Annotated in this window: 19 protein-coding genes; 9 read left to right on the top strand and 10 right to left on the bottom strand. The window is 66.2% G+C overall.

Going from position 1 to position 22033, the window contains the following annotated elements:
- Positions 1 to 9: 9 nt before the first annotated feature.
- A complete protein-coding gene (locus tag VF106_RS25750; RefSeq protein WP_330842407.1) occupies positions 10 to 1341 on the top strand; it encodes a ricin-type beta-trefoil lectin domain protein in 1332 nt (443 codons plus the stop codon).
- Between the two features lie 83 nt (positions 1342 to 1424).
- Here the strand turns inward: VF106_RS25750 and VF106_RS25745 are convergent, their stop codons facing one another.
- The 4 genes from VF106_RS25745 to VF106_RS25730 are packed head-to-tail and all read right to left on the bottom strand — an operon-like array spanning position 1425 to position 4953.
- A complete protein-coding gene (locus VF106_RS25745) occupies positions 1425 to 2294 on the bottom strand; it encodes a carbohydrate ABC transporter permease (RefSeq protein WP_330842406.1) in 870 nt (289 codons plus the stop codon).
- Positions 2294 to 3298: a carbohydrate ABC transporter permease gene (locus tag VF106_RS25740; RefSeq protein WP_330842405.1), complete on the bottom strand. Its 1005-nt coding sequence runs from the start codon at positions 3296 to 3298 to the stop codon at positions 2294 to 2296. The genes VF106_RS25745 and VF106_RS25740 overlap by 1 nt, the downstream gene beginning before the upstream one ends.
- 12 nt (positions 3299 to 3310) lie before the next feature.
- Positions 3311 to 4624 carry an ABC transporter substrate-binding protein gene (locus tag VF106_RS25735; RefSeq protein WP_330842404.1) on the bottom strand — a complete coding sequence of 438 codons (1314 nt, stop codon included), beginning with the start codon at positions 4622 to 4624 and terminating at the stop codon, positions 3311 to 3313.
- Between the two features lie 50 nt (positions 4625 to 4674).
- On the bottom strand, positions 4675 to 4953 hold the full coding sequence (locus VF106_RS25730; RefSeq protein ID WP_330842403.1) for an alpha-L-arabinofuranosidase C-terminal domain-containing protein: 279 nt from the start codon (positions 4951 to 4953) through the stop codon (positions 4675 to 4677).
- 573 nt (positions 4954 to 5526) lie between these two features.
- Between VF106_RS25730 and VF106_RS25725 the strand changes: the two genes are divergently transcribed.
- Complete coding sequence (locus VF106_RS25725) at positions 5527 to 6543, top strand: LacI family DNA-binding transcriptional regulator (protein WP_330842402.1); 1017 nt, start codon at positions 5527 to 5529, stop codon at positions 6541 to 6543.
- A gap of 379 nt (positions 6544 to 6922) precedes the next feature.
- Here VF106_RS25725 and VF106_RS25720 read toward each other — a convergent pair whose 3' ends face one another.
- Both VF106_RS25720 and VF106_RS25715 read right to left on the bottom strand, forming a co-directional pair.
- A complete protein-coding gene (locus VF106_RS25720; protein WP_330842401.1) occupies positions 6923 to 8482 on the bottom strand; it encodes a purine-cytosine permease family protein in 1560 nt (519 codons plus the stop codon).
- Positions 8483 to 8624: 142 nt separating this feature from the next.
- Positions 8625 to 9173 (bottom strand): MBL fold metallo-hydrolase, encoded by a 549-nt coding sequence (locus VF106_RS25715; RefSeq protein ID WP_330842400.1) that lies wholly within the window; start codon positions 9171 to 9173, stop codon positions 8625 to 8627.
- A 264-nt stretch (positions 9174 to 9437) separates the two neighbouring features.
- Here VF106_RS25715 and VF106_RS25710 point away from each other — a divergent pair, with 264 nt between their 5' ends.
- From VF106_RS25710 to VF106_RS25700, 3 genes are all read left to right on the top strand, one after another.
- Positions 9438 to 10406, top strand: a complete 969-nt coding sequence (locus VF106_RS25710; RefSeq protein ID WP_330842399.1) for a glycoside hydrolase family 113 — start codon at positions 9438 to 9440, stop codon at positions 10404 to 10406.
- A gap of 114 nt (positions 10407 to 10520) precedes the next feature.
- Positions 10521 to 11672, top strand: a complete 1152-nt coding sequence (locus VF106_RS25705; RefSeq protein WP_330842398.1) for a glycosyltransferase — start codon at positions 10521 to 10523, stop codon at positions 11670 to 11672.
- A 116-nt stretch (positions 11673 to 11788) separates the two neighbouring features.
- On the top strand, positions 11789 to 13060 hold the full coding sequence (locus VF106_RS25700) for an MFS transporter (protein ID WP_330842397.1): 1272 nt from the start codon (positions 11789 to 11791) through the stop codon (positions 13058 to 13060).
- A 100-nt stretch (positions 13061 to 13160) separates the two neighbouring features.
- Here VF106_RS25700 and VF106_RS25695 read toward each other — a convergent pair whose 3' ends face one another.
- A complete protein-coding gene (locus VF106_RS25695; protein WP_330842396.1) occupies positions 13161 to 13619 on the bottom strand; it encodes a hypothetical protein in 459 nt (152 codons plus the stop codon).
- Between the two features lie 132 nt (positions 13620 to 13751).
- Here VF106_RS25695 and VF106_RS25690 point away from each other — a divergent pair, with 132 nt between their 5' ends.
- Both VF106_RS25690 and VF106_RS25685 read left to right on the top strand, forming a co-directional pair.
- Positions 13752 to 16802: an AfsR/SARP family transcriptional regulator gene (locus tag VF106_RS25690; protein WP_330842395.1), complete on the top strand. Its 3051-nt coding sequence runs from the start codon at positions 13752 to 13754 to the stop codon at positions 16800 to 16802.
- Positions 16803 to 17482: 680 nt separating this feature from the next.
- Positions 17483 to 17977: an RICIN domain-containing protein gene (locus VF106_RS25685; RefSeq protein ID WP_330842394.1), complete on the top strand. Its 495-nt coding sequence runs from the start codon at positions 17483 to 17485 to the stop codon at positions 17975 to 17977.
- Positions 17978 to 18563: 586 nt separating this feature from the next.
- Here VF106_RS25685 and VF106_RS51145 read toward each other — a convergent pair.
- Positions 18564 to 18863, bottom strand: coding sequence for a hypothetical protein (locus tag VF106_RS51145; RefSeq protein ID WP_349257476.1), 300 nt, complete (start codon positions 18861 to 18863; stop codon positions 18564 to 18566).
- Between the two features lie 176 nt (positions 18864 to 19039).
- Here VF106_RS51145 and VF106_RS25675 point away from each other — a divergent pair, with 176 nt between their 5' ends.
- Positions 19040 to 19489 carry a hypothetical protein gene (locus VF106_RS25675; protein WP_330842393.1) on the top strand — a complete coding sequence of 150 codons (450 nt, stop codon included), beginning with the start codon at positions 19040 to 19042 and terminating at the stop codon, positions 19487 to 19489.
- Between the two features lie 916 nt (positions 19490 to 20405).
- Here VF106_RS25675 and VF106_RS25670 read toward each other — a convergent pair.
- A complete protein-coding gene (locus VF106_RS25670; RefSeq protein ID WP_330842392.1) occupies positions 20406 to 20756 on the bottom strand; it encodes a VOC family protein in 351 nt (116 codons plus the stop codon).
- Complete coding sequence (locus VF106_RS25665) at positions 20753 to 21061, bottom strand: ArsR/SmtB family transcription factor (protein ID WP_330842391.1); 309 nt, start codon at positions 21059 to 21061, stop codon at positions 20753 to 20755. The genes VF106_RS25670 and VF106_RS25665 overlap by 4 nt, the downstream gene beginning before the upstream one ends.
- A gap of 322 nt (positions 21062 to 21383) precedes the next feature.
- On the opposite strand from VF106_RS25665, the gene VF106_RS25660 reads away from it, so the two are divergent.
- On the top strand, positions 21384 to 22004 hold the full coding sequence (locus VF106_RS25660; RefSeq protein ID WP_330842390.1) for a class I SAM-dependent methyltransferase: 621 nt from the start codon (positions 21384 to 21386) through the stop codon (positions 22002 to 22004).
- Positions 22005 to 22033 lie beyond the last annotated feature (29 nt).

The raw sequence follows: 22033 nt of genomic DNA, 5'->3' as shown, positions 1-22033 counted from the left end.
AGGAGAATCATGATCCCGCAGATCCGTTCTGTCCGATGGCGACGCCGACCGCACCGCCTCAGCCGGTGGTGGACGCCGATCGCCGCCGCCGCACTGGTTCTCGCGAGTGTCGGGGTGGCCGACGCCCGGCCGGCACCCACCCCCACGGATACCGGCACGTTCGCCGCGTCCCCCGGCTGCGGCAAGACCCCGACACTGGCCAGCGGCACGCACACGATCCAGAGCAGCGGCCAGAACCGCTCCTTCATCCTGAGGCTGCCCGACAACTACAACAACAACACCCAGTATCGGTTGATCTTCGGGTATCACTGGCGGGGCGGCACCGCGGGCGACGTCGACTCAGGTGGAACCGACGGCTACAACTGGTCCTACTACGGACTGCGGCGGCTGTCCAACAACGGCGCGATCTTCGTGGCACCCCAGGGCAACGGCAACGGCTGGGCCAACCCCGGCGGACAGGACGTCACCTTCACCGACGACATGATCAGGCGCATCGAGAACGACCTGTGTGTCGACACGGCACAGCGCTTCGCACTGGGCTTCAGCTACGGCGGCGGCATGAGCTACTCACTCGCCTGCAGCCGGGCGAACATGTTCCGTGCGGTCGCGGTCTACTCCGGCGCGCAGCTGAGCGGGTGCAGCGGCGGCACGCAGCCCATCGCGTACATGGGTATCCACGGCATCAGCGACAACGTACTCAACATCTCCCAGGGGCGTTCGCTGCGTGACACGTTCGTCAGGAACAACGGCTGCACCGCCCAGAGCCCGCGCGAACCCGCGGCGGGCAGCCGCACCCACATCACCACCGCCTACTCGGGGTGCCGTGCCGGATATCCGGTCGTCTGGGCCGCTTTCGACGGAGGTCACGGCCCCGGTCCCATCGACGGCGGTGGCGAGGGCTGGCGGACCTGGACTTCTGGCGAGGTGTGGAAGTTCTTCACCGGAGACACGACGCCCCCGCCGACCCCGACCACGTTCCGGCTGCGCAGCGAACCCTCCGGCCGGTGCGTGGACGTCACCGGCGCGGCCTCGGCGAACGGCACCCAGCTGATCGTCTGGGACTGTCACACCAACGCCAACCAGCAGTTCGCGCAGAGCGGGCAGGCCCTGCAGGTGTTGGGCAAATGCCTTGACGCGCCCAACAACGCCACCTCCGGCGCCCGGGTGCAGATCTGGGACTGCCATGGCGGCGCCAACCAACAGTGGAACATCACCAGCAGTGGCACGATCACCAGCGTCCAAACCGGACTGTGCCTCGACGTCAACGGCACCGCCAACAGCTCAGCCGTGAACGTGGCGACCTGCAACAACGGCGCCAACCAACGCTGGACCAAAGCCTGACCGGACCGCAGGTCGAGTTTGGTGGTGTGGTCGGTCAACTCAGTGTAGAAGCTCCCAAATAGAAAGACCGTTCTCTCCTGCGCTCACCCCTTCACCGCCCCGGTCAGACCGCTGACTATTCGACGTTCGAAGATGGAGAAGAAGATGAGTGCGGGGATCATCGACAACGAGACGAACGCCAGCACGCGCGCGGTATCCACCGAGTACTGCGATGCGAACGCCTGCACTCCCAGTGGCAGGGTGTACAAGGCGTTGTCGCTGAGCAGGAACAGTGGCAGCAGATAGCTGTTCCAGCTCGCTACAAAGGCCAGGATCCCTACGGTTATCACTCCGGGGAGGGACAGCGGGACCACCATCCGGACGAAGAAGCCAAGTCGGCTCGCGCCGTCGATGAGCGCGGCCTCCTCCAACTCCTTCGGGATGGCTCGCAGAAACGGCACGAGGATGATCACGGTGGTCGGCATGGCGAACGCGATCTGCGGCAGGATGACCCCGGCCAAGGTGTCGGTCAGCCCGAGGTCACGCACCATGATGTAGAGCGGGGTGATCGCCACCGTGACGGGGAACATGAGTCCCGCGGCGAAAAGCGAGTACATCAGGTGCTTGGCCTTGAACGGATAGCGGGCGATCACGAAGCTGGCCATGAGACCGAGCACGACGACGCCGACCGTGGTGCCCACCGCGGCGATCACCGAGTTGATGAGCTGCTGCCAGAAGACCTCGCCGGCCAGTAGCCCGGTGTACTGGCCGACCTCCCAGGGGTCTGGCAAACCGGCCGGCGACTGGATGATCTGGGAGTTCGTCCGGAACCCGCCCAGAATGATGTAGACGGCGGGCGCCAGACACAGGCCGACCAGGGCGAACGCGACCAGGTAGGCGGCCAGGCCGCCTCGCCCGGTCACAACCGAGCGGTCGCCGCGGGTGGTCCTGCCGGATGCGACAGCAGTGGACATCAGGCCACCCCTTCAGTCAGCGCGCCCTCGGTGTCGCGGCGCAGCACGAACCGCTGATAGATGAGCGCGATCACGAGCGAGATCACGAAGATCACCACGGCGACGGCGCTGCCATAGCCGTACTCGCCGGAAGTCCGGCCGTTGGCCACCATGTAGGTCGCCATCGTCGATGTCCCGGCGGTGTCGGCCACGTACTGGCCCCAGATCACGAACACCAGGTCGAACACCTGCAGCGAGCCGATGATGGACAGGAATGCCCAGATCCTGATCGTCGGAGCGAGCAGCGGCAGCGTGATGTGCCACTGCGTCTGCCAGTACGACGCACCGTCGATCGCGGCCGCTTCGCGCAGCTCGTCGGGGATTCCTTGCAGGCCGGCGAGCATGAGGATGACCGCGAACCCGATGTACTTCCACACCAGGATCATCATCAGCGACCAGATCGCGACGTCCGGGTCGGCGAGCCAGTCCGTCGTCAGGCCACTGAGCCCGATCCGGTCCAGCACGTCGTTGATCGCACCGGTGGGGTGCAGCATGAGGCTGAAACCGATCGCGACGATGACCTCTGAGATCACGTACGGCACGAAGATCAACACACGGATGAGGGAACGCCCGCGCATCCTCCGGTTCAGCAGCAGGGCGATCCCGATGGCCACCGGCCCTTGCAGGATCAGCGACATGACCAGGATGAACCCGTTGTGCGACATCGCTTCGAGGAACGCGGCGTCCGTGAAGATCAGCTCGTAGTTACGCAGGCCGACGAACTCGGTCGGGACCCCGTATCCGCTCCATTCGAAGAAGCCGTAGTACCCGGCCATGAAGACGGGCACGATCACGAACGTGACGAAGACGACGACCCCCGGGCCGGCGAGCAGCGCGATCTCCGCCCATCGCCGCCAGGGCACTCGACGACGCTCCGCCGACCCGCGGGCCGGGGCCTCGGCTGCGCTGGCCCCGGTCCGCGCACTGTCCGGCACGTCCCGGTTTACGTGCGCGGCTGCCTCCATGTGGTCGATTCCCTATTTCCGGCCGGCCGCTTCGGTGATCGCCTTGACCAACCCCGCGGGATCGGTCTCATTCGTCAGCAGCTTGACGACCGACTGGTTCAGCACGGTGCCGACCTTCTGGCCGTAGTTGGTGTCCAGGAAGTCCGACACGTAGGTCGCCTCGTTGAGAGCTTCGATCATCTGCTTGTCGTAGTCGTTCTTCACCACGTCCTGGGCGTCGGCGTGCAGCGGTATCGAACCGAACGCGGTGTAGAAGCTCTCCTGGTTCTTCTCCGAGTTCATCAGCGCGAGGAACTCCCCGCACAGCTCCTTCGGCGCACTGGCCGAGCAGGAGAACCCACCCTTGCCGCCCATGAGCGCGTTCGCGTCGCCTTGCCCGGACACCACCTGTGGGAACGGGAACCAACCCAGGTCGGGAAGCGGTTGCTTGTTGGGCGTGAGGTCCTTGACGACGCCGGGCTCCCAGGATCCCATGAGCTCCATGGCCGCCTTGTGGTTGGCGAGCAGGCCGGCCGAACTGCTGGCGCCCTGCTGCGCGGACGTGTTCAGGAAGCCTTCGTTGAACGGCTCGAGGGCGGTCAGATCGACGATGTTCTTGGCCGCCTTCTCGTAGCACGGGTCGGAGAAGTCCAGCGATTCGTTCGTCGCCTCAAGGGTGTCCGCCGAGCACTCGCGTAGCGCGAAGAAGTAGTACCAGTGGGCGGCGGGCCAGGCGTCCTTGCCGCCGAGCGCGATCGGGGTGATGCCGGCGCCCTTGAGCTTCTCGATCGCGGCGGCCAGCTCGTCGACCGTCTTCGGGACCTCGGTGATGCCCGCCGTCTCGAACAGATCCTTGCTGTACCAGATGCCACCGGGCTGCAGCAGCTGCGGCGCGCCCAGCAGCTTGCCGTCGACGGTGAGCGCTTCGTACGGCGCGTCGCCGAGCTTTTCGCGCAGTTCAGGGGAATCGACCGCGCTGCCGGTGAGATCGAGGAGCTGCTTCGCCTCGTCCATGTCCCGCATCTTGCCGCCGCCGCGCTGCAGGAAGATGTCCGGTGCGTCACCGGAGTTCAGCGCCGTCTGGAGCTTTCCGTCCAGCTCCTCGTTCTGGATGTGCTGCGCCTTGACCGTGACGTTCTCGTGCGAGGCCTCGAACTCCTTGGCCACGCTGTCGAACCACGCGAGACCGGCCTCGCCGGTGTAGTTGGTCCAGACGGTGAGGGTGTACTGATCGCCTTCCTTGTAGTCGCTGGTTTCCGGACCTGACGAACAGGCCGACAGCGCGAGGGCTGCCGCCATCGTGCCTGCCAGAACGCCACGCGTCCTGGAGCGGTACCTGCGTGTCATCGTTGACAACTCCTTTGGTTGGCTGATGTTCGGCATCGGTGCGGGTTAGGTCAACTGGAACTCAGCTGTGAGGTAGGAATGCGGCGGCAACTCGACGAGCAGGCCGCGCGGATGCTCGCGCACACCGTCGAACGCAACGGGTGCCACGGCGGACGGAGTTCTCGGGGTGTTGTGCGACGCGGGAGTCGATGCGGTGAGGTGCGCACGAGCGCGCCGGATTCCGGGTCGGTGAGCAGCACCGCCTGGAGCACGTTGACCGTCTGGGCGATGTTGGCCATGACCACCCGGTCGGCGTGCCGGTGGAAAGCGGCGAAATGCACCGCGGCCACCAGGGCGCGACCGGGTCGGCAGCCAGGTCGTCGAACGAGCGCATCATGGTCTCGGTCCACCCGTAGTCGCCGTCGCTGGGGCCGACGGCGATCCGGTAGACCTTGTTGTCGCCCTTGTTCGGCCACACCCCCAGGCCTCGTTGCCGATTCGGCTGTGCGCCCAACAGCTCACAGAGATCGACGAACTCGTGGGTGCCGAAGGAGTTGTCCTCGACGACGTCTGCGCGGATGCCGCGGACGTTCGCTACTTTCGAGTCCTCGCCCACCCAGAACCCGCCGTAGACGCATCTGCCCAGGTGCTCGGCGAAGTGGCCGTACACATGCCGGGAGATGATCGGACCAGGCAAGTCCAGACTGATGATCGCCGTAGTCGTCATGTCGCCTTCCGGTATGACGGTTTGCGCCGCGCTTGAACTACGAAACTTTCGTGGTTTATCGTTACACTTCCTGGCCGAAAAGAGTTGCGACTCGACACCCCGTCGTCAAGTCGAACACCACGCATCGTCGCTATTTCGTGACTGATCGAATACACCGATGCCCAGGTCCCGCACCCGGGTTGGGAGAGTGGCCGTTATGGGACGACGCACCGTCACGATGAGCGACGTGGCACGCGAAGCCGGCGTGTCGGTGATGACCGTGTCGAACGTGCTCAACGACCGGTCGAACGTCGGGGCCGACACTCGACTTCACGTACTGGAAGTCGTCGACCGGCTTGGCTACGAGATCAACCTGACCGCCCGGCGCCTTCGATCGGGGCGGACCGGCACGGTCGGCCTGATCGTGCCCAGGTTCGACCTGCACTATTACGGCGAGTTGGCGTCCCTGATCTCGGACGCGCTGGCGGCAGACCGCATGCATCTCGTCGTCGAACAGTCGGGCGCGAGCCGTGAACGCGAGCTCTCCGCGCTCTCGCTCGCCCGGCTCCAGCAGTACGACGGCGTCCTGCTTGGCGCTGTCGGACTAGACATGGCCGACCTCGATCGGATCCATCCGGACCTGCCGATCGTGCTGCTCGGCGAGCAGGACGTGCCAGACCGCTACCACCGCGTCCAAATGCGTAACGTCGCCGGAGCGCGACTGGCCACCGAGCATCTGATCACCTGCGGCGCGAGACGAATCGCGGTGCTGGGCGGCAAACTCACCGCACCTCGCCCGGAGATGGCGACCTATCGCGCGAAGGGCTGGGCAGGCGCACTCGCCGACGCGGGCCTGGATCCCTGCCCTGACCTTGTGATTCCACTCCACGACTATTCGATCGCGGAGGCACGAGCGACGATCACCGACGTGCTGGCTGCTGGACTGAAGATCGACGGCATCTTCGCGGTTACTGACGAGGTGGCGATCGGCGCCCTGGCCGGCCTCCACGATGCCGGGTTGCACGTTCCGGATGACGTCCAGCTCGTCGGGTTCGACAACCTCGACATCTCTGCGCACCTCGCCCCCGGCCTGACGACCATCGATCCCGATCGCCCGACAATGGTGGCCGAGGCGCTGCGCTTGCTGCACCGACAGTTCGCGGACAAGAACGCCGCCCCGGAACACATCGTCAGCACCGTCTCGCTCGTAACCCGAGGCAGCACCAGAAACTAGACCCCTGTTTGGCGTCGAGGACAGCAGGATCGCAGCGGACGCCGCCGGTCCGGCCGACGCGGGCGCGGCCCTGCGTGCCGAGTTGGCCGGGCAGTCGTTTCGCGCATTGGTCGACCGACACCAGCACCAGCGCCGGTCAGTGGCACACCGAAGAACCCGGCGTGGACGGAGATCCTCGCGCTACTCGACGAAGACGCGCCGAACTCCGTACTGACCCGTTCGCACACCGAGTCGCCGAAATGGGAAAGGAGGCCCGGTACCGCTCGCTGCCAAGGTCCCGCGTAGCGGGGGACCCTTGTCGAGTCGACCTGGCCGATCCGGCCATCGGCGATGATGCGCGGCGGTGTGCCGCCGGCGTTCGGCGGCGTGTTCGATGGGGTCATTCGCGGATGTCGGTGTGCGCGGACGGTTTCGGGCCGGCCGCGACCGGGGCCGGTGCACGGCCGCCCTGGACGGCAGGGGGTGTTTGGCCCGGTGTGGCGGGTACGAGCCGCGGTCCGCCGGCCGGGTACACATAGGACGGTTCGGGCCACAGCCACTGCAGCAGCAGGTAGAGGACCGCTGCGGTGCCGATGGCGACGGGCAGGCTGATGTCGACCCCGCCGGCCGCGTGCCGGAACGGGCCCTGGATCAGCGGCGGGTAGTTCGCGAACAGCAGCCCGAGGATGGCCGACGGTATCCAGGCGGCCAAGCCACGCCAGTTCAGGCCGTCGGAGAACCAGTACGCGCCGCCGGTCTGGCCCCGGTTGAACACCTGGACGTCGTCGCGCCGGTAGTAGCCGCGCCGCAGGAAGAACCCGATGCTCATGATGATCATCCAGGGAGTCGTGCAGATGACGATCGCGCCGACGAACGCGTTCACGCTGGCGATCAGGTCGAACACGAGCCGGCCGACGAGGATGAATGTGAACGCGAACGTCCCGATGAACAGCGAGGCCTGCACGCGGCTGAATCGGGGGAAGACCGAGGAGAAGTCGAGGCCGGTGCCGTAGAGCGAGGTCACTCCGGTGGAGAGGCCGCCGAGGAAGGCGACCACCATCAGCAGGATGGCGTACCAGAGCGGGGAGGCCTCCACGAGGGCGAACACGTAGTCGGCCTCACCCGCGACCACTGTGGCGGTGGCGACCCCGAACAGGAATGGCACCAGCGTGGCCAGTTGTGCGAACACCGTGGCGAGCAGCAGCGAGCGCACCGGTGTGGCGGCTGGGATGTAGCGCGACCAGTCGCCGAGGAAGGCGCCGAACGAGATCGGGTTGCCCATCACGATCAGCGCGGAGAGCACGAACGTCGGCCAGAACGCACCGAGCGCGTAGGCCTGCGGGCCCGGGTCGTAGCCGGCGTCGAACACGTTTGCGTAGGCCACCACGGCGAGCAGCATGAGGACCGTGTTGCCGATGACCACGACCTTGTTGACCTGCAGCATGAACTGGTAGCCGTAGACGACCACCACAATCACCGCGGCCCCGAGCACGGCGTAGATCAACCCGCGCAGCAGGTCCGAATCGGACGCCCCGAAGATGCGCACCATGGCGCCCACGAGCGCGTCGCCGCTGACCCACACCGAGATCGAGTAGAACGCGATCGCGGTGAGCAGGGACAGGAACGAGCCGAGGATGCGGCCGCGGACCCCGAAGTGCGCGCCCGAGGACACCGCGTTGTTGGTGCCGGTGCGTGGGCCGAACAAGCCCATCGGCATGAGGATCACGGCACCGACGACCACTCCGGTCACGGTCGCGGCCACCGCCTGCCACCACGACAGTCCCAACAGGACCGGGAACGTGCCCAGGATGACCGTGGCGAAGGTGTTGGCCCCGCCGAACTGGATCCGGAACAGGTCGAAGACGCCGGAGTGCCGCTCGTCGTCAGGGATCGTGTCGATCCCGTGCCGCTCGATCTCGGTGGCCTTGGGTGCTCCCCTGACGCTGGCGGATGGGTTCACGCCCTGCCTCCTCAGCTCGGATCCTGGGCAAGAGCGTAAGGCGAGGTTTCTGCCACGCGACTACTGTTTCCCACCACGCACCGTCCCGTCCTTCGGCAACCTCCGCGCTCAACGCCGGCAGCAGCACGTCGGCGCCGAGACCTCACGTAGGCGTGAACGGGTTCCCGTGGCCCGGAATGACAAGGCTCGGGCGCAGCGCCAGCAGGCGTTCACGATTCGCCAGGAGCTTCTGGCCGTCGGTGGCGAGCGGGTCTTCTGCCGGTCCGTCCGCGTTCCACCACAGGTGGGTTGCCGCGATCAGGCCGGTGTCGGTGTCGGCGAGAGTGGTGATGTCCTCCGCGGTATGGCCCGGTGTCCGCATCAGCCGCACCGAAGGAGACAGGTGGAAACCGTCGGCGTCCCGGTCCTCCCATCGGTCTCCTGAGTAGATCGCCCAGTGGTCGTGGAACCGGGCGTCGGGGAAGAGTGCCGCATTGAGGGTGTGGTCCGGATGGTGGTGCGAGAAGACCACATCGGTCACATCGCCTGGCGCGACCCCCAGGTCAGCCATCGGGTCCAGAATGAGCCGGCGGTCGGCCACCATCCCCGGATCGACCACGATGATCACGTCACCATCGCGGATCAGGGTGACAGTGCAGGCGACCCGTTCCTCCGCATATCCATTGGTGAGAACGTCAACGGTTGCTGTCACGGTGTTCCTTTCGTGGCGAGACGGATCCGGACCTCAGACGTGGTCGTGTCGGAAGCGGCACACGTTCGAACTGGCGCGGCGGTGCTCCCTTCATACACCACCTGACCGTCGATCATGGTCCAGCGTGCCGGCCGTTCGGGCGGCAGCGCTGGAGCCGTCGGTACATACTGGCCGCCGCGGGCAGTGTCAACGCGGCGGTGCTCGTGGTGTCGCCGTCCTTCTCCTCATGGCCGCCCATCGCCCACGTCGACAGGAGCCGAGCGCATGCTGACCGTCCGCGGCATCTCCTACCTGGTCGGCGAGGCAAGCGCCGACGACGTACGGCGGGACATGGCGGTCGTCGCCCGGGAGCTGCACTGCACCACGGTGATGCTCATCGGGGACGGCAAGAGGTTGGTCGATGCCGCCCGCAGCGCCCTCGAAACCGGTCTCGGCGTCTACATCCGGCCCGACGTTTCCGAGCTGCCTCAGCCGACACTGCTGGCGCACCTGGACGCCGTCGCCGAGGCGGCCGAAGAACTTCGCCGGGAACACCCGGACCGGGTGACGCTCCTGGTCGGCAGCGAGTTCTCCCACACCGTGCCCGGCATCGTCCCCGGACCTCGGTCGTTCCTACGCCTGAAGCTCATCGTGCGTTACCACCGCGTACTGCGGCGAAGGATCGACAGACGGCTCCACCGGCTGCTCACCACCGCCATGACCACCGCGCGGCGTCGCTTCGACGGGCCGGTCACCTACTCCGCGGCCGGGTGGGAACACGTCGACTGGTCACTGTTCGACCTGGTCGGCGTCAGCCTCTACCGCTCCCGCCGCAACCACACCACCTATGTGGACCGCCTGCGCAGCCTGGTTCGCGACCACGACAAGCCCGTCGTCATCACCGAGTTCGGGTGCGGTGCCTTCACCGGAGCAGACCAACGGGGAGCCGGTTCCTTCTGGATCGTCAACTGGTTCGCCGTACCCCCGCGCATCCGCGGCGACCACCCCCGCGACGAGGCCGTTCAGGCCCGCTACCTCGGCGAGCTCATCGACCAGTACGACGCGGAGGGCGTGCACGGCTGCTTCGTGTTCACCTTCGCCATGCCCGACTTCCCGCATCACGACGATCCTCGTCTCGACCTCGACAAGGCCGGCTTCGGGGTCGTGGCGGTGACCGGCGACGGTGCGCGCAGACCCAAGCAGGCGTTCCACGAGGTCGCACGGTGCTACGGCGACAAAGCCGTGGAGGAATGACCGGCGAATCACACATGGTGCGCCAGCGACATGCTCGCGAGAGTCGTGGTGGCGGGCATGATGGTCATCGGGGAGCCTCCTGCCGGAATCCACAGTCGACCCACGGGGGAACTGATGCGTCTTCTCGTCGCCACCACCGCGAACGCCGGGCATTTCGGCCCGATGATCCCGTTCGCCGACGCGTGCCGGCGCGCTGGGCACGAGGTGCTGGTCGCGGCACCCGAATCGTTCGCAGCCTCGGTCGAGCGGGCCGGCTTCCAGCACTGGTCCTGCCCGGACGTCGACCCGGACGAACGGGCCGCTCTCCACGCGGCGTTCATGGCCGCGCCGCCACAGGAGCGGAACGAGGTCATGGTGTCGCTGGGCGCCGAGCTGGCCGCGCGGTCGATCATGCCTGGGTTGCTGTCCGCGTTCGACGAGTGGCGGCCGGACGTGGTGCTGCGCGAGATCGGCGAGCTGGGCTCCGCCATCGCGGCCGACCTGCGTGGGGTGCCCGCGGTGCAAATGCTGATCGGGCTCGACAAGTTCGTGGCGTTCACCCTGCCGCTCGCCGCGCGGGCGCTCGCGGACTACCGCGCCTCGCTCGGGCTCGCGCCGGATGCCGACGGCACGTACCTCTACCAGCAGCCGTCGCTCAGCCTGCTGCCGCACTCGTTCGAGGAGCCGGGCGGGCCGCGGGTGCACCGGTTCCGTGTGCCCGCCGGGGACGCGGAGCCGCTGCCGAGGTGGTGGGACGACGAGGTCGCCCCGCTCGTGTACGCCACGTTCGGCACGGTCGCGGCCGGGGTACCGTTTGCCGCGGCCGCATTCCGCACCGTCGTCGAAGCGGTCGCCGACCTGCCGGTGCGACTGCTGGTGACGGTCGGCGACAGCGGTGACCCCGCCACGTTCGCCGGGCTGCCGCCGAACGTGCACATCGAAAAATGGGTGTCACAGAAGGATGTTCTCGCGCGGGCGGCGTTGATGGTGTGCCATGGCGGGACCGGGACCACACTCGGCGGACTGGCCGCCGGGGTGCCGATGGTGGTGGTGCCACAGTTCGCCGACCAGCCGGACAACGCGGCACGCGTCGCGGCGACCGGCGCCGGACTCACCATCGGCGACGGCGAGGACCGGCCCGTCACGGCGGAGGAAGTGCGCGCGGCGGTGACGGAGATGCTGGCCGGGCCGTCGTACCGCACAGCGGCCACGGTCCTTCGCGACGAGATCGCGGCACTGCCCGCTGTCGATGACGCCGTAGCCGTGTTCACGGGCGCCGGCTCCTGACCGACGACCGGCCCGGCTCTAGCCGATTCGGCTTGGTGCGGTCGACCGCCAGTGGCGCCTATCCGCGTTGGCGGTTGATCTGGTCGATAACCAACTGTCGATCTAGTGTGTTGGTCATGGTCGACTCCGAGGTCCGACACCGGTTGCCTGTGCGTAAGCTCCTCGCCGCGAGCGTGGGTAATGCGCTGGAGTGGTTCGACTGGACGATCTACGCCACGTTCAGCATCTACTTCGCCACTGCGTTCTTTCCGGCGGGCAACGACGCCCTCGCCCAGATCAACACCTTCGCCACCTACGCGCTGGCGTTCTTCTTTCGGCCGTTGGGCGGTATTCTGCTCGGCCGGTTCGCCGACCTGAGGGGGCGTAAACCGGCGATGGTGCTGACCATCGTGATGATGGCGGGCGGGTCGATCTTGATCGGCATGCTACCGACGTTCGAGCAGGTCGGCTGGCTCGCCCCGATCGGGCTGCTGCTCGCGCGGGTTGTGCAGGGTCTCTCACTCGGCGGTGAGGTGTCCAACGCCTCGGCGTACCTCGGCGAGATCGCTCCGAACGACCGCCGCGGGCGGTACTCCGCGTTCTTCTACATCTCCACCGGCAGTGCCGTTCTCGTCGCGTCGGTACTCGGTTTCGTCCTGGCGCGCGTGCTCAGTGAGGACAGCATGCAGTCCTGGGGTTGGCGCCTGCCGTTCATTCTTGGCGGCGTGCTCGGGCTGATCGGGCTGTGGCTGCGGCGAAGCCTGAGCGAGACCGAGTTGTTCGAGGCGCACAAGACCAAGCGTGTGCCGCACCCGCTGCGCACGACCCTGCGGGAGCACCCGAAGGCCGTCGGTCAGCTGATCGGCTTCACGATGCTGTCGACGCTGTGTTACTACACCTTCTTCAGCGCCCTGACACCGTTCGCGGTGAAAACACGGGACGCGGACGCGGTCGACGTGTTCCTCGCCCTGTCCATCGCGACGGCGGTGTTCGTGGTCCTGCAGTACCCGATGGGCACGATCGCCGACCGGTTCGGCCGCAAACCCCAACTACTGGTGTGGTCGGCGGCGACGGCCGTGCTGATCGTTCCGTTGTCCACTTTGGTCAGGCCAGGTCTGGTGAACCTTGTCGTGGTGTTCACCGTCGGTCTCGGCCTCTACACGGCGATGACGTCGATCGCGCCCGCGCTCATGAGCGAACTGTTCCCCACGGCTTTGCGCGGAGTGGGCATCGGTGCCTGGTACAACCTCACCGTGGCGACCTTCGGCGGCACGGCTCCGCTGTTGATCAGCGCCCTGTCCAGCGCGGGTCTGGCCACAGCCTTCTTCTGGTACGTGGCAGCAGGAGCGGCGATCGCCTTCGCCGTCATCCTCACCCTGCCCGAAACGCGCGACACGCCGTTGCGTTGACATGTTGATTGCTGACCTGCGGGAGGGTGACTCCTGCAGGTCAGCACATGTCAATTCAGACCAGTTGAGCGCGGGTTGCCGCGCACAGGGCGAAATTTGGTCAGATCGCGACGTAGTGCACCCAGACACACAGCGGACTGGCCCATTCGACTGAGACCCAGGCCGTGACGGTGCCCGCCCAGACCGAGACGTTGTTCACCCGCATCCGGGCCGCGCCGATGACTTCCGAGCCGCTCGTTCCTGCCTCCGAGATGGTCACCGCGACGGGTTGGCCGTCGAAGGCGCCGAGTCCGGTGAGGTTCAGGCGGAAGTCTCCGCTGATACCACACCACAGGTGGCGGTGAGAGATCGCCGCGAGCGATCCAGGCGTCTGGTTCTTGTCCGGTGTTGCTTGCTCGGTGCGCTCGCCCACCAGCGTGCTTTCGGGTGTTGGCCCGGGTTGTTCGGTCGGCGCTGCGGCCGCGACGCCGAGGAAACCGCCGAACAGCAAGGCGATAGCGGCGAAGACGATGACCGCCCTGCTTGAACACTTCGACAGAAAGTTCGTGAGGATTTTCATGATTTTCTCCTAATTGCTGCAGGGAGACGACGGACCGACTGTGCTCGACGGATAATGGTTGCCAGCTTGCGGAATCCTTGGTCACTGTCCGTAATCCGCGGCAGCGCTGCAAGGGGGGTTGGAGGTGGAGTAGTGGACATCCGGCTGCTGGGGCCCGTCGAGGTCTGGGCCGATGATCGGCGAGTGGCGGACCTGGGCACGCCGCAACAGCGGGCTGTCCTGGCGGCGTTGGCAGTGGACGCCGGTCGCCCGGTGATGTTGCAGACGCTGATCGACCGAGTCTGGGACCAGGCGCCGCCGGTCGGGACCAGGCCCGCGTTGTACGCCCACATCTCCCGTCTTCGAAAAACGTTGAGCCAGGCCGGTGCGGCCCCCGAGCAATCAACAGGGCCAGTCCGCCAAGCGGGCGGGTACGCGCTGACGGTTGACCCGGATCAGGTTGATCTGCATCGGTTCCGCCGGCTTGCCGCAGCCGCCAGCGATCCTGTCCGACCGGACGGCGAGCAGGCGCAACTGTTGCGCGAGGCTCTCGGCCTGTGGCGTGGCCCACCGCTGGCTGACCTGTCCGGCGAATGGGCGACGCGGATGCGCGAGGACTGGACTCAGCAACGGCTGGACGCGGTGGTTGCCTGGGCGTGGGCCGAGCTTCGGCTCGACCGACACGACGAGGTAATCGGACCAGTACGCAACATGCTGGCCGAACACCCACTGACCGAGCCACTGACCGTGATATTGATGCGTGCACTGGTGATGGCGGGCCGGGACGCCGAGGCTCTGGACCGCTATTCCAGCACCCGGGCCCGCCTGGCAGACGAGCTAGGAACCGAACCCGGTCCGGAGCTGCGCGCACTGCACACCGCGATCCTGCGCGGCGATCTGCTGCCTGTCCGGGACACCAAACCAGGCCCCGTGCCGCTGCCGGCGAGGTCACCGATACCGCGGCAACTGCCCGCCCACACATCGCGATTCGTGGGTCGCGCCCAGGAGTTAGGCCAGCTGGCATCCCTGCTCGAGAACTCCACGCCCGGCGGCGGCACGGTGGTGATCACGGCGATCAAGGGCACCGCAGGGGTGGGCAAGACTGCTCTGGCGCTGCATTGGGCACACCACATCGCGGAGCGCTTCCCCGACGGGCAACTGTATGTGAACCTCCGCGGCTTCGACCCCACCGATTCTCCGATGCGGCCCGCCGAGGCACTGGTTGGGTTCTTGCACGCCCTGGGAGCACGTCCTGAGCGCACCCCGGACACTGTGGACGATCAAGCAGCGCTGTATCGCAGCCTCACCGCCGAACGGAGCATGCTGGTCGTACTGGACAACGCCCGCGACGCCGAGCACGTTCGAGCACTGCTGCCCGCCAATCCCGCTTGCGTGGTTGTGATCACCAGCCGCAACCAACTCGCCGATCTCACCGCCCAGCAAGGAGCCAGCACCTTCACGCTCGACGTCCTCAGTCAGCAGGACGCTCGCGCCCTGCTGACCCGCCACCTCGGGCGCGACCGCGTCAGCGCCGAGCCCGACGCCGTCAGCGAACTGATTGAGCAGTGCGCTCGGCTACCCCTCGCGCTGGCGATCGCGGCCGCACGGGCCGAAACCCATCCCGGCTTTACCCTGCGGTCGTTGGTGAATGAACTCGCCGACACACACACCCGATTGGAGGGTTTGGACACCGGGGAAGCCACCACCAGCGTGCGCACCGTATTCTCCTGGTCCTACAACAACCTCAGCGCCGCTGCCGCACGGACATTCCGGCTCCTTGGCCTACATCCCGGTCCCGACATCGCCCTTCTCGCCGTCGCCCGACTCACCGACCTAGACCTGGCCCAGGCACGAGAAACGCTGGGTGAATTGGTACGCGCCCACCTACTCACCCAACACACTCACGGGCGCTACACGTGTCATGACCTGTTACGCGCCTACGCCGAGAACCTCGCCGCCGCGCACGACCCGCAGGATGATCAAACCGGTTCCCTCATCCGGCTATTCGACCACTACCTGCATACCACCGCGGCCGCCATGCGAATTCTGCATCCCCAAGAAGAACTTTGGCCTGATATCGCACCACCAGCCACGACTACATCCCCCGTCACCGACGTCACCACGGCCGAGGCCTGGTTCGACACGGAACTGGCCAACCTCACCGTGATCATCGCCCACAGTTCCGCGTACGGCTGGCACACCCACGACCACCGTCTCGCCACCATGCTGCGCCTGCACCACGTGTCACTCGGTGACAACAACCCAGGCGGTATCCACGCCCACACTTTGCAGGCCGCCCGACACACCGGTGATCGAACCACCGAAGGGTACGCGCTCACCTACATAGGCATCAGCCGCTGGCAACAAGGCCGCTATCAACGGGCTAGCGACCACTTCCGAGAGGCTATCGCGATCGCCCGCGACATCGGTAATCGTGTCGGCGAGGTACTCGCACTGAACCACCTCGGCCTCGTCCATTGGCGACAGGGCGATTACCGATCGGCCACCGAGCAACACCAGCGCGCCCTCACGATCGCCCGCGATGACGACTTCCGTGTCGGCGAGGTCCTCGCACTGAACTACCTCGGCTTCATTCATTTCCAACAGGGCCGGTACCAACAGGCCATCGAATGCCACCACCAAGCCCTCGATATCTCCCGCGAGATCCGATTCCCGCCCGGTGAAGCCTTCGCGTTGAACAACATAGGCTTCGTCGATTGCCAACAGGGGCGCTACCAACAGGCAACCGAACACCACCAACAAGCCCTCGACATCTTCCACGAAATCGACTTTCGACTCGGTGAAGCCTCAGGAGAAACAAACCTCGGCATCGTCCACTGCCGACAGGGCCACTACCAACAGGCAACCGAACACCATCGACAAGCCCTCCGCATCGCCCGAGAAATCGGCGACCGCGCCAGCGAACCCCTCATACTCAACCAACTCGGGACCACCTACCATTCGAGCGGGCATCTCGACCAGGCACGCCTCCACCACACCGCAGCCCTCACACTCGCCACCGAACTCGGTGACCCCTACGAACAAGCCCGCGCCCACCATGGCATCGCCCAGTATCATCACACCGCCAACAACCACACTGAAACACGCCGCCATTTGCGACAGGCGCTGACTGTCTACACCGACCTTGGCGTCCCCGACGCGCATGCTGTACGGACCGAACTCACCGCACTCGATCACACCTGACCAGTTGTCCGCCCACCACCAGTGACCGGCCAGCTGGGTGGCCGTCCGCGGGCCCCCGTCATCGGCGGCGACGACAAGACGGTGCGGGTGTGGGACCGGTCGACGTCTCAACAGATCATGGTGGTACGGAGCTGCTGTTCGGTCACTAGCTTGTCGCGTCGGGTGCGGGCATCGAGCACGGCGGTGCCGTGGCCGGCGATCCGTTCCCGCAGGCTGCGGCCGGGTGCCCGCGCATCGGCCGGCCGACGCTGGTGACCGAGTAGGGGGCCTACGAAAGGCTCTGGACTCGTGAGCCCGCTGCCCATCTGCGTCTCGACCCCTCACCATCAGCCGGGAGACTCCAACCCCGTAGACATGAAGATCAATTATTTCTCACATCACAGAGCGTGTCTGTAGCACCTGCGTTTCAGGTGTCACCATCGCGATCTCGTCTTTCCAATATGGACGCTCGCTGACCTGTCCGGAAGTGTGTGCGTACGCAGTCACACGTCGACGCGCACGCGCCGATCTTCGGCTGGTCGGCCGCCCGCCATTCGAGGGGCAGACAACGCGCGATGACACCTGCGGAGGTTTTTGGCTAACAGAAAGGACAGTTGGGCCGATATGGTCAACGGCTTCGTACGAGGCCTGAATCCTGGGGAGGAACATTGAGAGTGCTCAACCGCCAGTTGACCCTCGGAATGCGATCACTTCTGCTGTCAGCCATCCTGCTCCTCGGTGGCGCCGGTGCCGTCACGGCATCCGCCGACGCCGCGCCGGAAAGTCCCGTGACCGCGTTGGCCGGAGTCCACCTGCACAAGGAGGCCTCGAACCAGTGCCTGGTGGCCCGAGTGGGCCCCGGTGAGCGGCCGGTCGAACAGACGCCGTGCGCTGGCTTCAGTGACCAGGACTGGGATTTCTTCCAGGTCACCCACAATGGGGAGGTAGTGAACCAGATTCACAACATCGACCGGAACCTGTGTCTGGTCACCCGTGGCACTGGGGAGACCCCAGCCGTGGTGACAACCTGCAACGGCGGGTTCGCCGACCAGCTGTGGCGGGCGTTCCTCTTCAGCGACGGCACCTGGCGGTTCCAGAACGTCAACTCGGGCCTGTGTCTCGTGGCGCGAGGTACCTCCCAGGCCACGCAGACGACCTGCGCCGGCTTCACCGACCAGTTCTGGTTCCTTGACTGACAACCGAAATACGGTTCCGGCCTGGAGCGCGCAACCGCGACCCAGGCCGGAATCCGCCCAAGGCGTCATTCGTATCGGTGGAACAGCGCCCGCGTCCCGAGCGAGCGCGCTACGCCCGGGACCGGCAGCCCACGAACGGAAAGCCCACCCACCTGAGCGAGCTCACCCGCGCCGCCCGTTGCTCGGACGAGAACTTGCCGCCGATCACCAGCCGCTGCTGGGGTCGGCGACATCCATCAGCCCAGCCGAAGACCCGCGCCGACGTGACCATCCTGGTCCGGGCGCTGGCCCGAGTAGCCGGACACACGCCGCGGAGGAGCTAGCCGAGGTGCGGTTCGGCTGACACGACGGCGATCCTCCTTCGAACTGCGCGGGGAGATCGGCATCTGCTACGGCGAAGTAAGCACGCTTCGGGAATTCGTCCCCGTCACAAACGACCAGAACCCGTTCGGCCTGGGCCTGGCCAGCCACGGATGATCCTGACGCCGCTGGCGCAACTGCTCGTCGGTCAACAAGTCCGCCGCAGTGTTTTCCTGCTCCGGTTGGGAGACGGCGTGCCAGCGCTGTGTGGGCGTGGGTGACCGGCTCAGTGGGCGAGCACGAGCGCGCTGGGCGTTAACGGTCTGATCGCGATGGTGAGCAAGGCGTTCGATCTGAAGATCGACAGTTCGGTCAGTTCGATCCGGGTGGTGGTGCTTGTATGGGGCCGGCACCGACTACGTTTTGTTCCTGATGTTCCGCTATCGGGAACGGTTGCGGGCCGGGGAGGATCGCGGTGCGCTGTGACTGGCTCGTCAACGCCCTGTTCGCTCCAGGCGGGGGACAGTTGGGCGAGCAGGCGCATGACATCGACTAGGTCCTCACCGATCGCCTGTCTGATCGTCACAGGACTGTTCCACCGAGCAGCTGTTACGAGATCACGCACCGCTGAGATGTCTGGCGGACGTGATCCACTGCCCCGCGTGAACGGCGTCCTGTTCCACTGCTGGTCGCCCTGCGGCAGGCATCCGCTCTGCCCGACGAGCGCGATCGACAGCCCTGCCTGACTGGTTGGATGGGCAGGTGAGCGAGAATTATCCGAGACTGTTGGAAGACCGAGAAGTGCTGGTGGCACGGGGCGGTGAACAACGACAAGCGCGGCTGCGGGGCTGGCTTGACGGCTACGACGGGCCACGACCGCTCTATCGGATCGAACTGTTCCTCGGTGGGGACCGGTATACGGCCACTGCCATGGACATGTTCGAATCACTCGTCCGGCTGCGTCGTCAGTTGGAGCCTGGTGGTTGGATGGTCGCCGTTCAAGGGGCCCGCCGCGATACCTACCCGAGCGGGATGGCCAGGGATATGGGTGGCGGTATGCAGACCTACATCATGCGACCGGGCCACAAGAGTTCGATGGATGATCTCGTCGATACGCTGGCTGACGCGGCCGTCGAACAGATCGGGACCGTTGAGGAACAACAGGCCTGGCATGCCGAATGGTGGGCAGCGGCTGCGAGTCGCCGAGACTGAGCGCACTCGGCCTGCCGTCGAGACCCGTGGTCTCCGGGGAAGGAGTACGTACCGAATCCCGGCAGGGTCCGAGGAGCCTCGCCGCGGCTCGCGGCACCGAACATCCGCCGGACTTCCCTCTAATCCAACGAGCGGAACAGCGGGCGAGAGAGGTTCGCCGCCAAAGACAGCCGAAACCTCAGAAGGACACGTTGAGGCCGTATGGGATTGCCGCATGGATAAGTGGAAGCACCTCCTTCATGCCGCGAGTCGGGCGTTCCCCGAGTGCACGCTCGTGGCTGGGGCGCGAAGGAGGTGTGACGGCGACGACTACAACGGTGGTTCGGTGCCGGCGAGACGTCTGAGGACGACAGCGAACGTTGTCCTCTGCGGACAGCAGGTTGACCTTCGATCGGCGCTGCTCGCGTCATCGAGGAAACCGCCCGCCGCGCAGGACATACCGCGATGCGGCTTCCAGCGTTGATCACACCGCCTCTTCCCCGTGGGGATGCGGGGCTGAGGCGGCGACGTGCTGTCAGTTAAGTCGGTTTTCCTTGCGGTGGACGAACTTCATTCCTGACCAGTCGTCCCCGAGTGCGGCGACTTTCACGTCGACGACCCCGAGCGGGGAGGAAGATCTCGCGCAGAGCGTTCTCCGTGATGCCCCTGATGTGACCGGCCGCGTCGAGGCCAGCCGATCCACAGCACGGCCTGGTCGGCGAGGGCCTGGACCAATGCAGAGGCCTCCGTGGAGAGGTCATCGATAGACCGGTAGAACGCCATCGTGATGTCGGCGTCGGTGACACCCCCGTCGCCGACGGTGCTGCTGTCGGGGAGATCGGGGATCGTCCATCCGGGTGGCCGGTGTGCAGGTGAACGCGGTGTCCTTGTTTGATCCCGATCTTCCTGGCCAGTGGTGTGCCGGAGTAGCCCGCGGTCATTTCTGGATCAGGGTGAGTACGTTGCCGGCCGGATCCTTGATCTGGGCCTTCGTGACCCAGCCGTTGTCGGTTGGTGGCATGAGGACGGTGCCGCCCAGCTCGGTCGCCTGGCCGACCGCCTGATCGAGGTTCTCGACCGCGATTCCCAAGGTGACACTGGGCTGTGGGTCACCGACGATCGACCCGGCCAGGCCGCCGGGGGTGTGGACCAGTGCGTATCCGGGTCCCTTCGGATCGACGTGCCAGTCGAGCAAGTCGCCGTAGAACCGCCGCAGCGCGTTGTCGTCCGCGCCGCTGATGTCGAAGTGCACCACCGCGTTTGCCTGGTACGTGGCTCTGTCGCTCATTGTGGACTGCTCCTGCGTTGTGTCGGAGGATCGACCGGAAAGGCCTGGGAGAGCAGGTCGATCAGGTGTGCCATTTGCTCTGGGTGGGCGTGGTAGAGCCGGCGGGTGCCGTCCGCTCTCATCGTGACCAGGCCTGTCTTGCGCAGTACCTTCAGGTGCTCCGACACGCTGGCCGGGGCCAGACCAAGGCGCTCTGCCAGCTCGCCCGCACCACGTTCACAGTCCCAGGTCTCGATGAGGATGCACCGACGATGACTGCTGGCGATGGCGCGCAGCAGTTCGTCAAGACCCTCGGGCTCAACCACAGGACCACACTACTTCGGGAAAATACGAAATAGCAATGGGAGTGTTCGCGCATGTCGGGTCGGCCAGGAGGACTCCCCCGCAAGGACCACTTCTGCCACGTGGCGGTATCGAGGTAGACACGGAGCCAAACACTCCGCTCGCCGCGCACGGCGGCCGACTTCGCCGCGACCGTGAACGACAGCTCCGTCAGCCAGCCGCCGGTTTGTCCCGACGCTCCGCGATTCGCTGATCCCGTTGCGCCAATGCAGTTTCCGGCTCCGCCACACGCGCGAAGAGATGTGTCCTTGACCTCTAGTCGACTTGAGGTAGCAGACTCCGGGTATGGACTTCCAGACTCCGTTCGATTCGGCCTACAAGACGCTGTCCGCGCCATGGTTCATCGGAGGGCCACAGCCCGCGGTGGTGGACCTGGAACGGGAGGGCTGGATCACGGGGTCGGTCCTGGACGCGGGGTGCGGCATGGGTGAGCACACGATCCACCTGGCCCGGCTCGGCTACGAGGTGCTCGGTGTCGACTTCTCGTCGCCCGCGGTGGAGGCGGCTCGTGGCAACGCGGCCCGGCAGGGGGTGGCGGCGCGGTTCGAGGTCGCCGACGTCCTGGACCTCGCGGACCGGGACCGGTTCGACACCGTGGTGGACAGTGCCCTGTTCCACGTGTTCGGCCCCGCGGAGCGTGACGCCTACACCCGAAGCCTGCACGCGGTCTGCCGAGCCGGCGCGTACGTGCATGTTCTGGCGCTGTCCGATGTAGAGCCGGGCCTCGGCCCACAGATCAGCGACTCGGCCATCCGCGACGCCTTCCGGGACGGATGGGTCCTGGAGGACCTGCGCCCCAGCAGCTACCGGGTCATCGTCGGTCCCGAAGACGGCGACCGCCTCAACCTCACCGCCGGCCAGCCAGCCGACATGACCGCCTGGCTGGCCCGAGCACGGAAGAGCTAGGCGCGAGCTTCTGCCTCGCGGATCCGCGG

The sequence above is a fragment of the Actinophytocola sp. genome (assembly GCF_036378875.1).
Taxonomy (GTDB): Bacteria; Actinomycetota; Actinomycetes; order Mycobacteriales; family Pseudonocardiaceae; genus Actinophytocola.
The sequence above is the reverse complement of the archived record's forward strand: the minus strand, read 5'-3'. Positions and strand labels throughout refer to the sequence as shown.

Excerpts from the sequence above, each read along its gene's own strand:
- VF106_RS25745 (WP_330842406.1), bottom strand. The coding sequence starts at position 2,294 with ATGTCCACTGCTGTCGCATCCGGCAGGACCACCCGCGGCGACCGCTCG.
- VF106_RS25670 (WP_330842392.1), bottom strand. The coding sequence starts at position 20,756 with ATGAGCGACAGAGCCACGTACCAGGCAAACGCGGTGGTGCACTTCGAC.
- VF106_RS25695 (WP_330842396.1), bottom strand. The coding sequence starts at position 13,619 with ATGAAAATCCTCACGAACTTTCTGTCGAAGTGTTCAAGCAGGGCGGTC.
- VF106_RS25700 (WP_330842397.1), top strand. The coding sequence starts at position 11,789 with ATGGTCGACTCCGAGGTCCGACACCGGTTGCCTGTGCGTAAGCTCCTC.
- VF106_RS25705 (WP_330842398.1), top strand. The coding sequence starts at position 10,521 with ATGCGTCTTCTCGTCGCCACCACCGCGAACGCCGGGCATTTCGGCCCG.
- VF106_RS25725 (WP_330842402.1), top strand. The coding sequence starts at position 5,527 with ATGGGACGACGCACCGTCACGATGAGCGACGTGGCACGCGAAGCCGGC.
- VF106_RS25710 (WP_330842399.1), top strand. The coding sequence starts at position 9,438 with ATGCTGACCGTCCGCGGCATCTCCTACCTGGTCGGCGAGGCAAGCGCC.
- VF106_RS25660 (WP_330842390.1), top strand. The coding sequence starts at position 21,384 with ATGGACTTCCAGACTCCGTTCGATTCGGCCTACAAGACGCTGTCCGCG.
- VF106_RS25740 (WP_330842405.1), bottom strand. The coding sequence starts at position 3,298 with ATGGAGGCAGCCGCGCACGTAAACCGGGACGTGCCGGACAGTGCGCGG.
- VF106_RS25735 (WP_330842404.1), bottom strand. The coding sequence starts at position 4,624 with ATGACACGCAGGTACCGCTCCAGGACGCGTGGCGTTCTGGCAGGCACG.
- VF106_RS25750 (WP_330842407.1), top strand. The coding sequence starts at position 10 with ATGATCCCGCAGATCCGTTCTGTCCGATGGCGACGCCGACCGCACCGC.
- VF106_RS25685 (WP_330842394.1), top strand. The coding sequence starts at position 17,483 with ATGCGATCACTTCTGCTGTCAGCCATCCTGCTCCTCGGTGGCGCCGGT.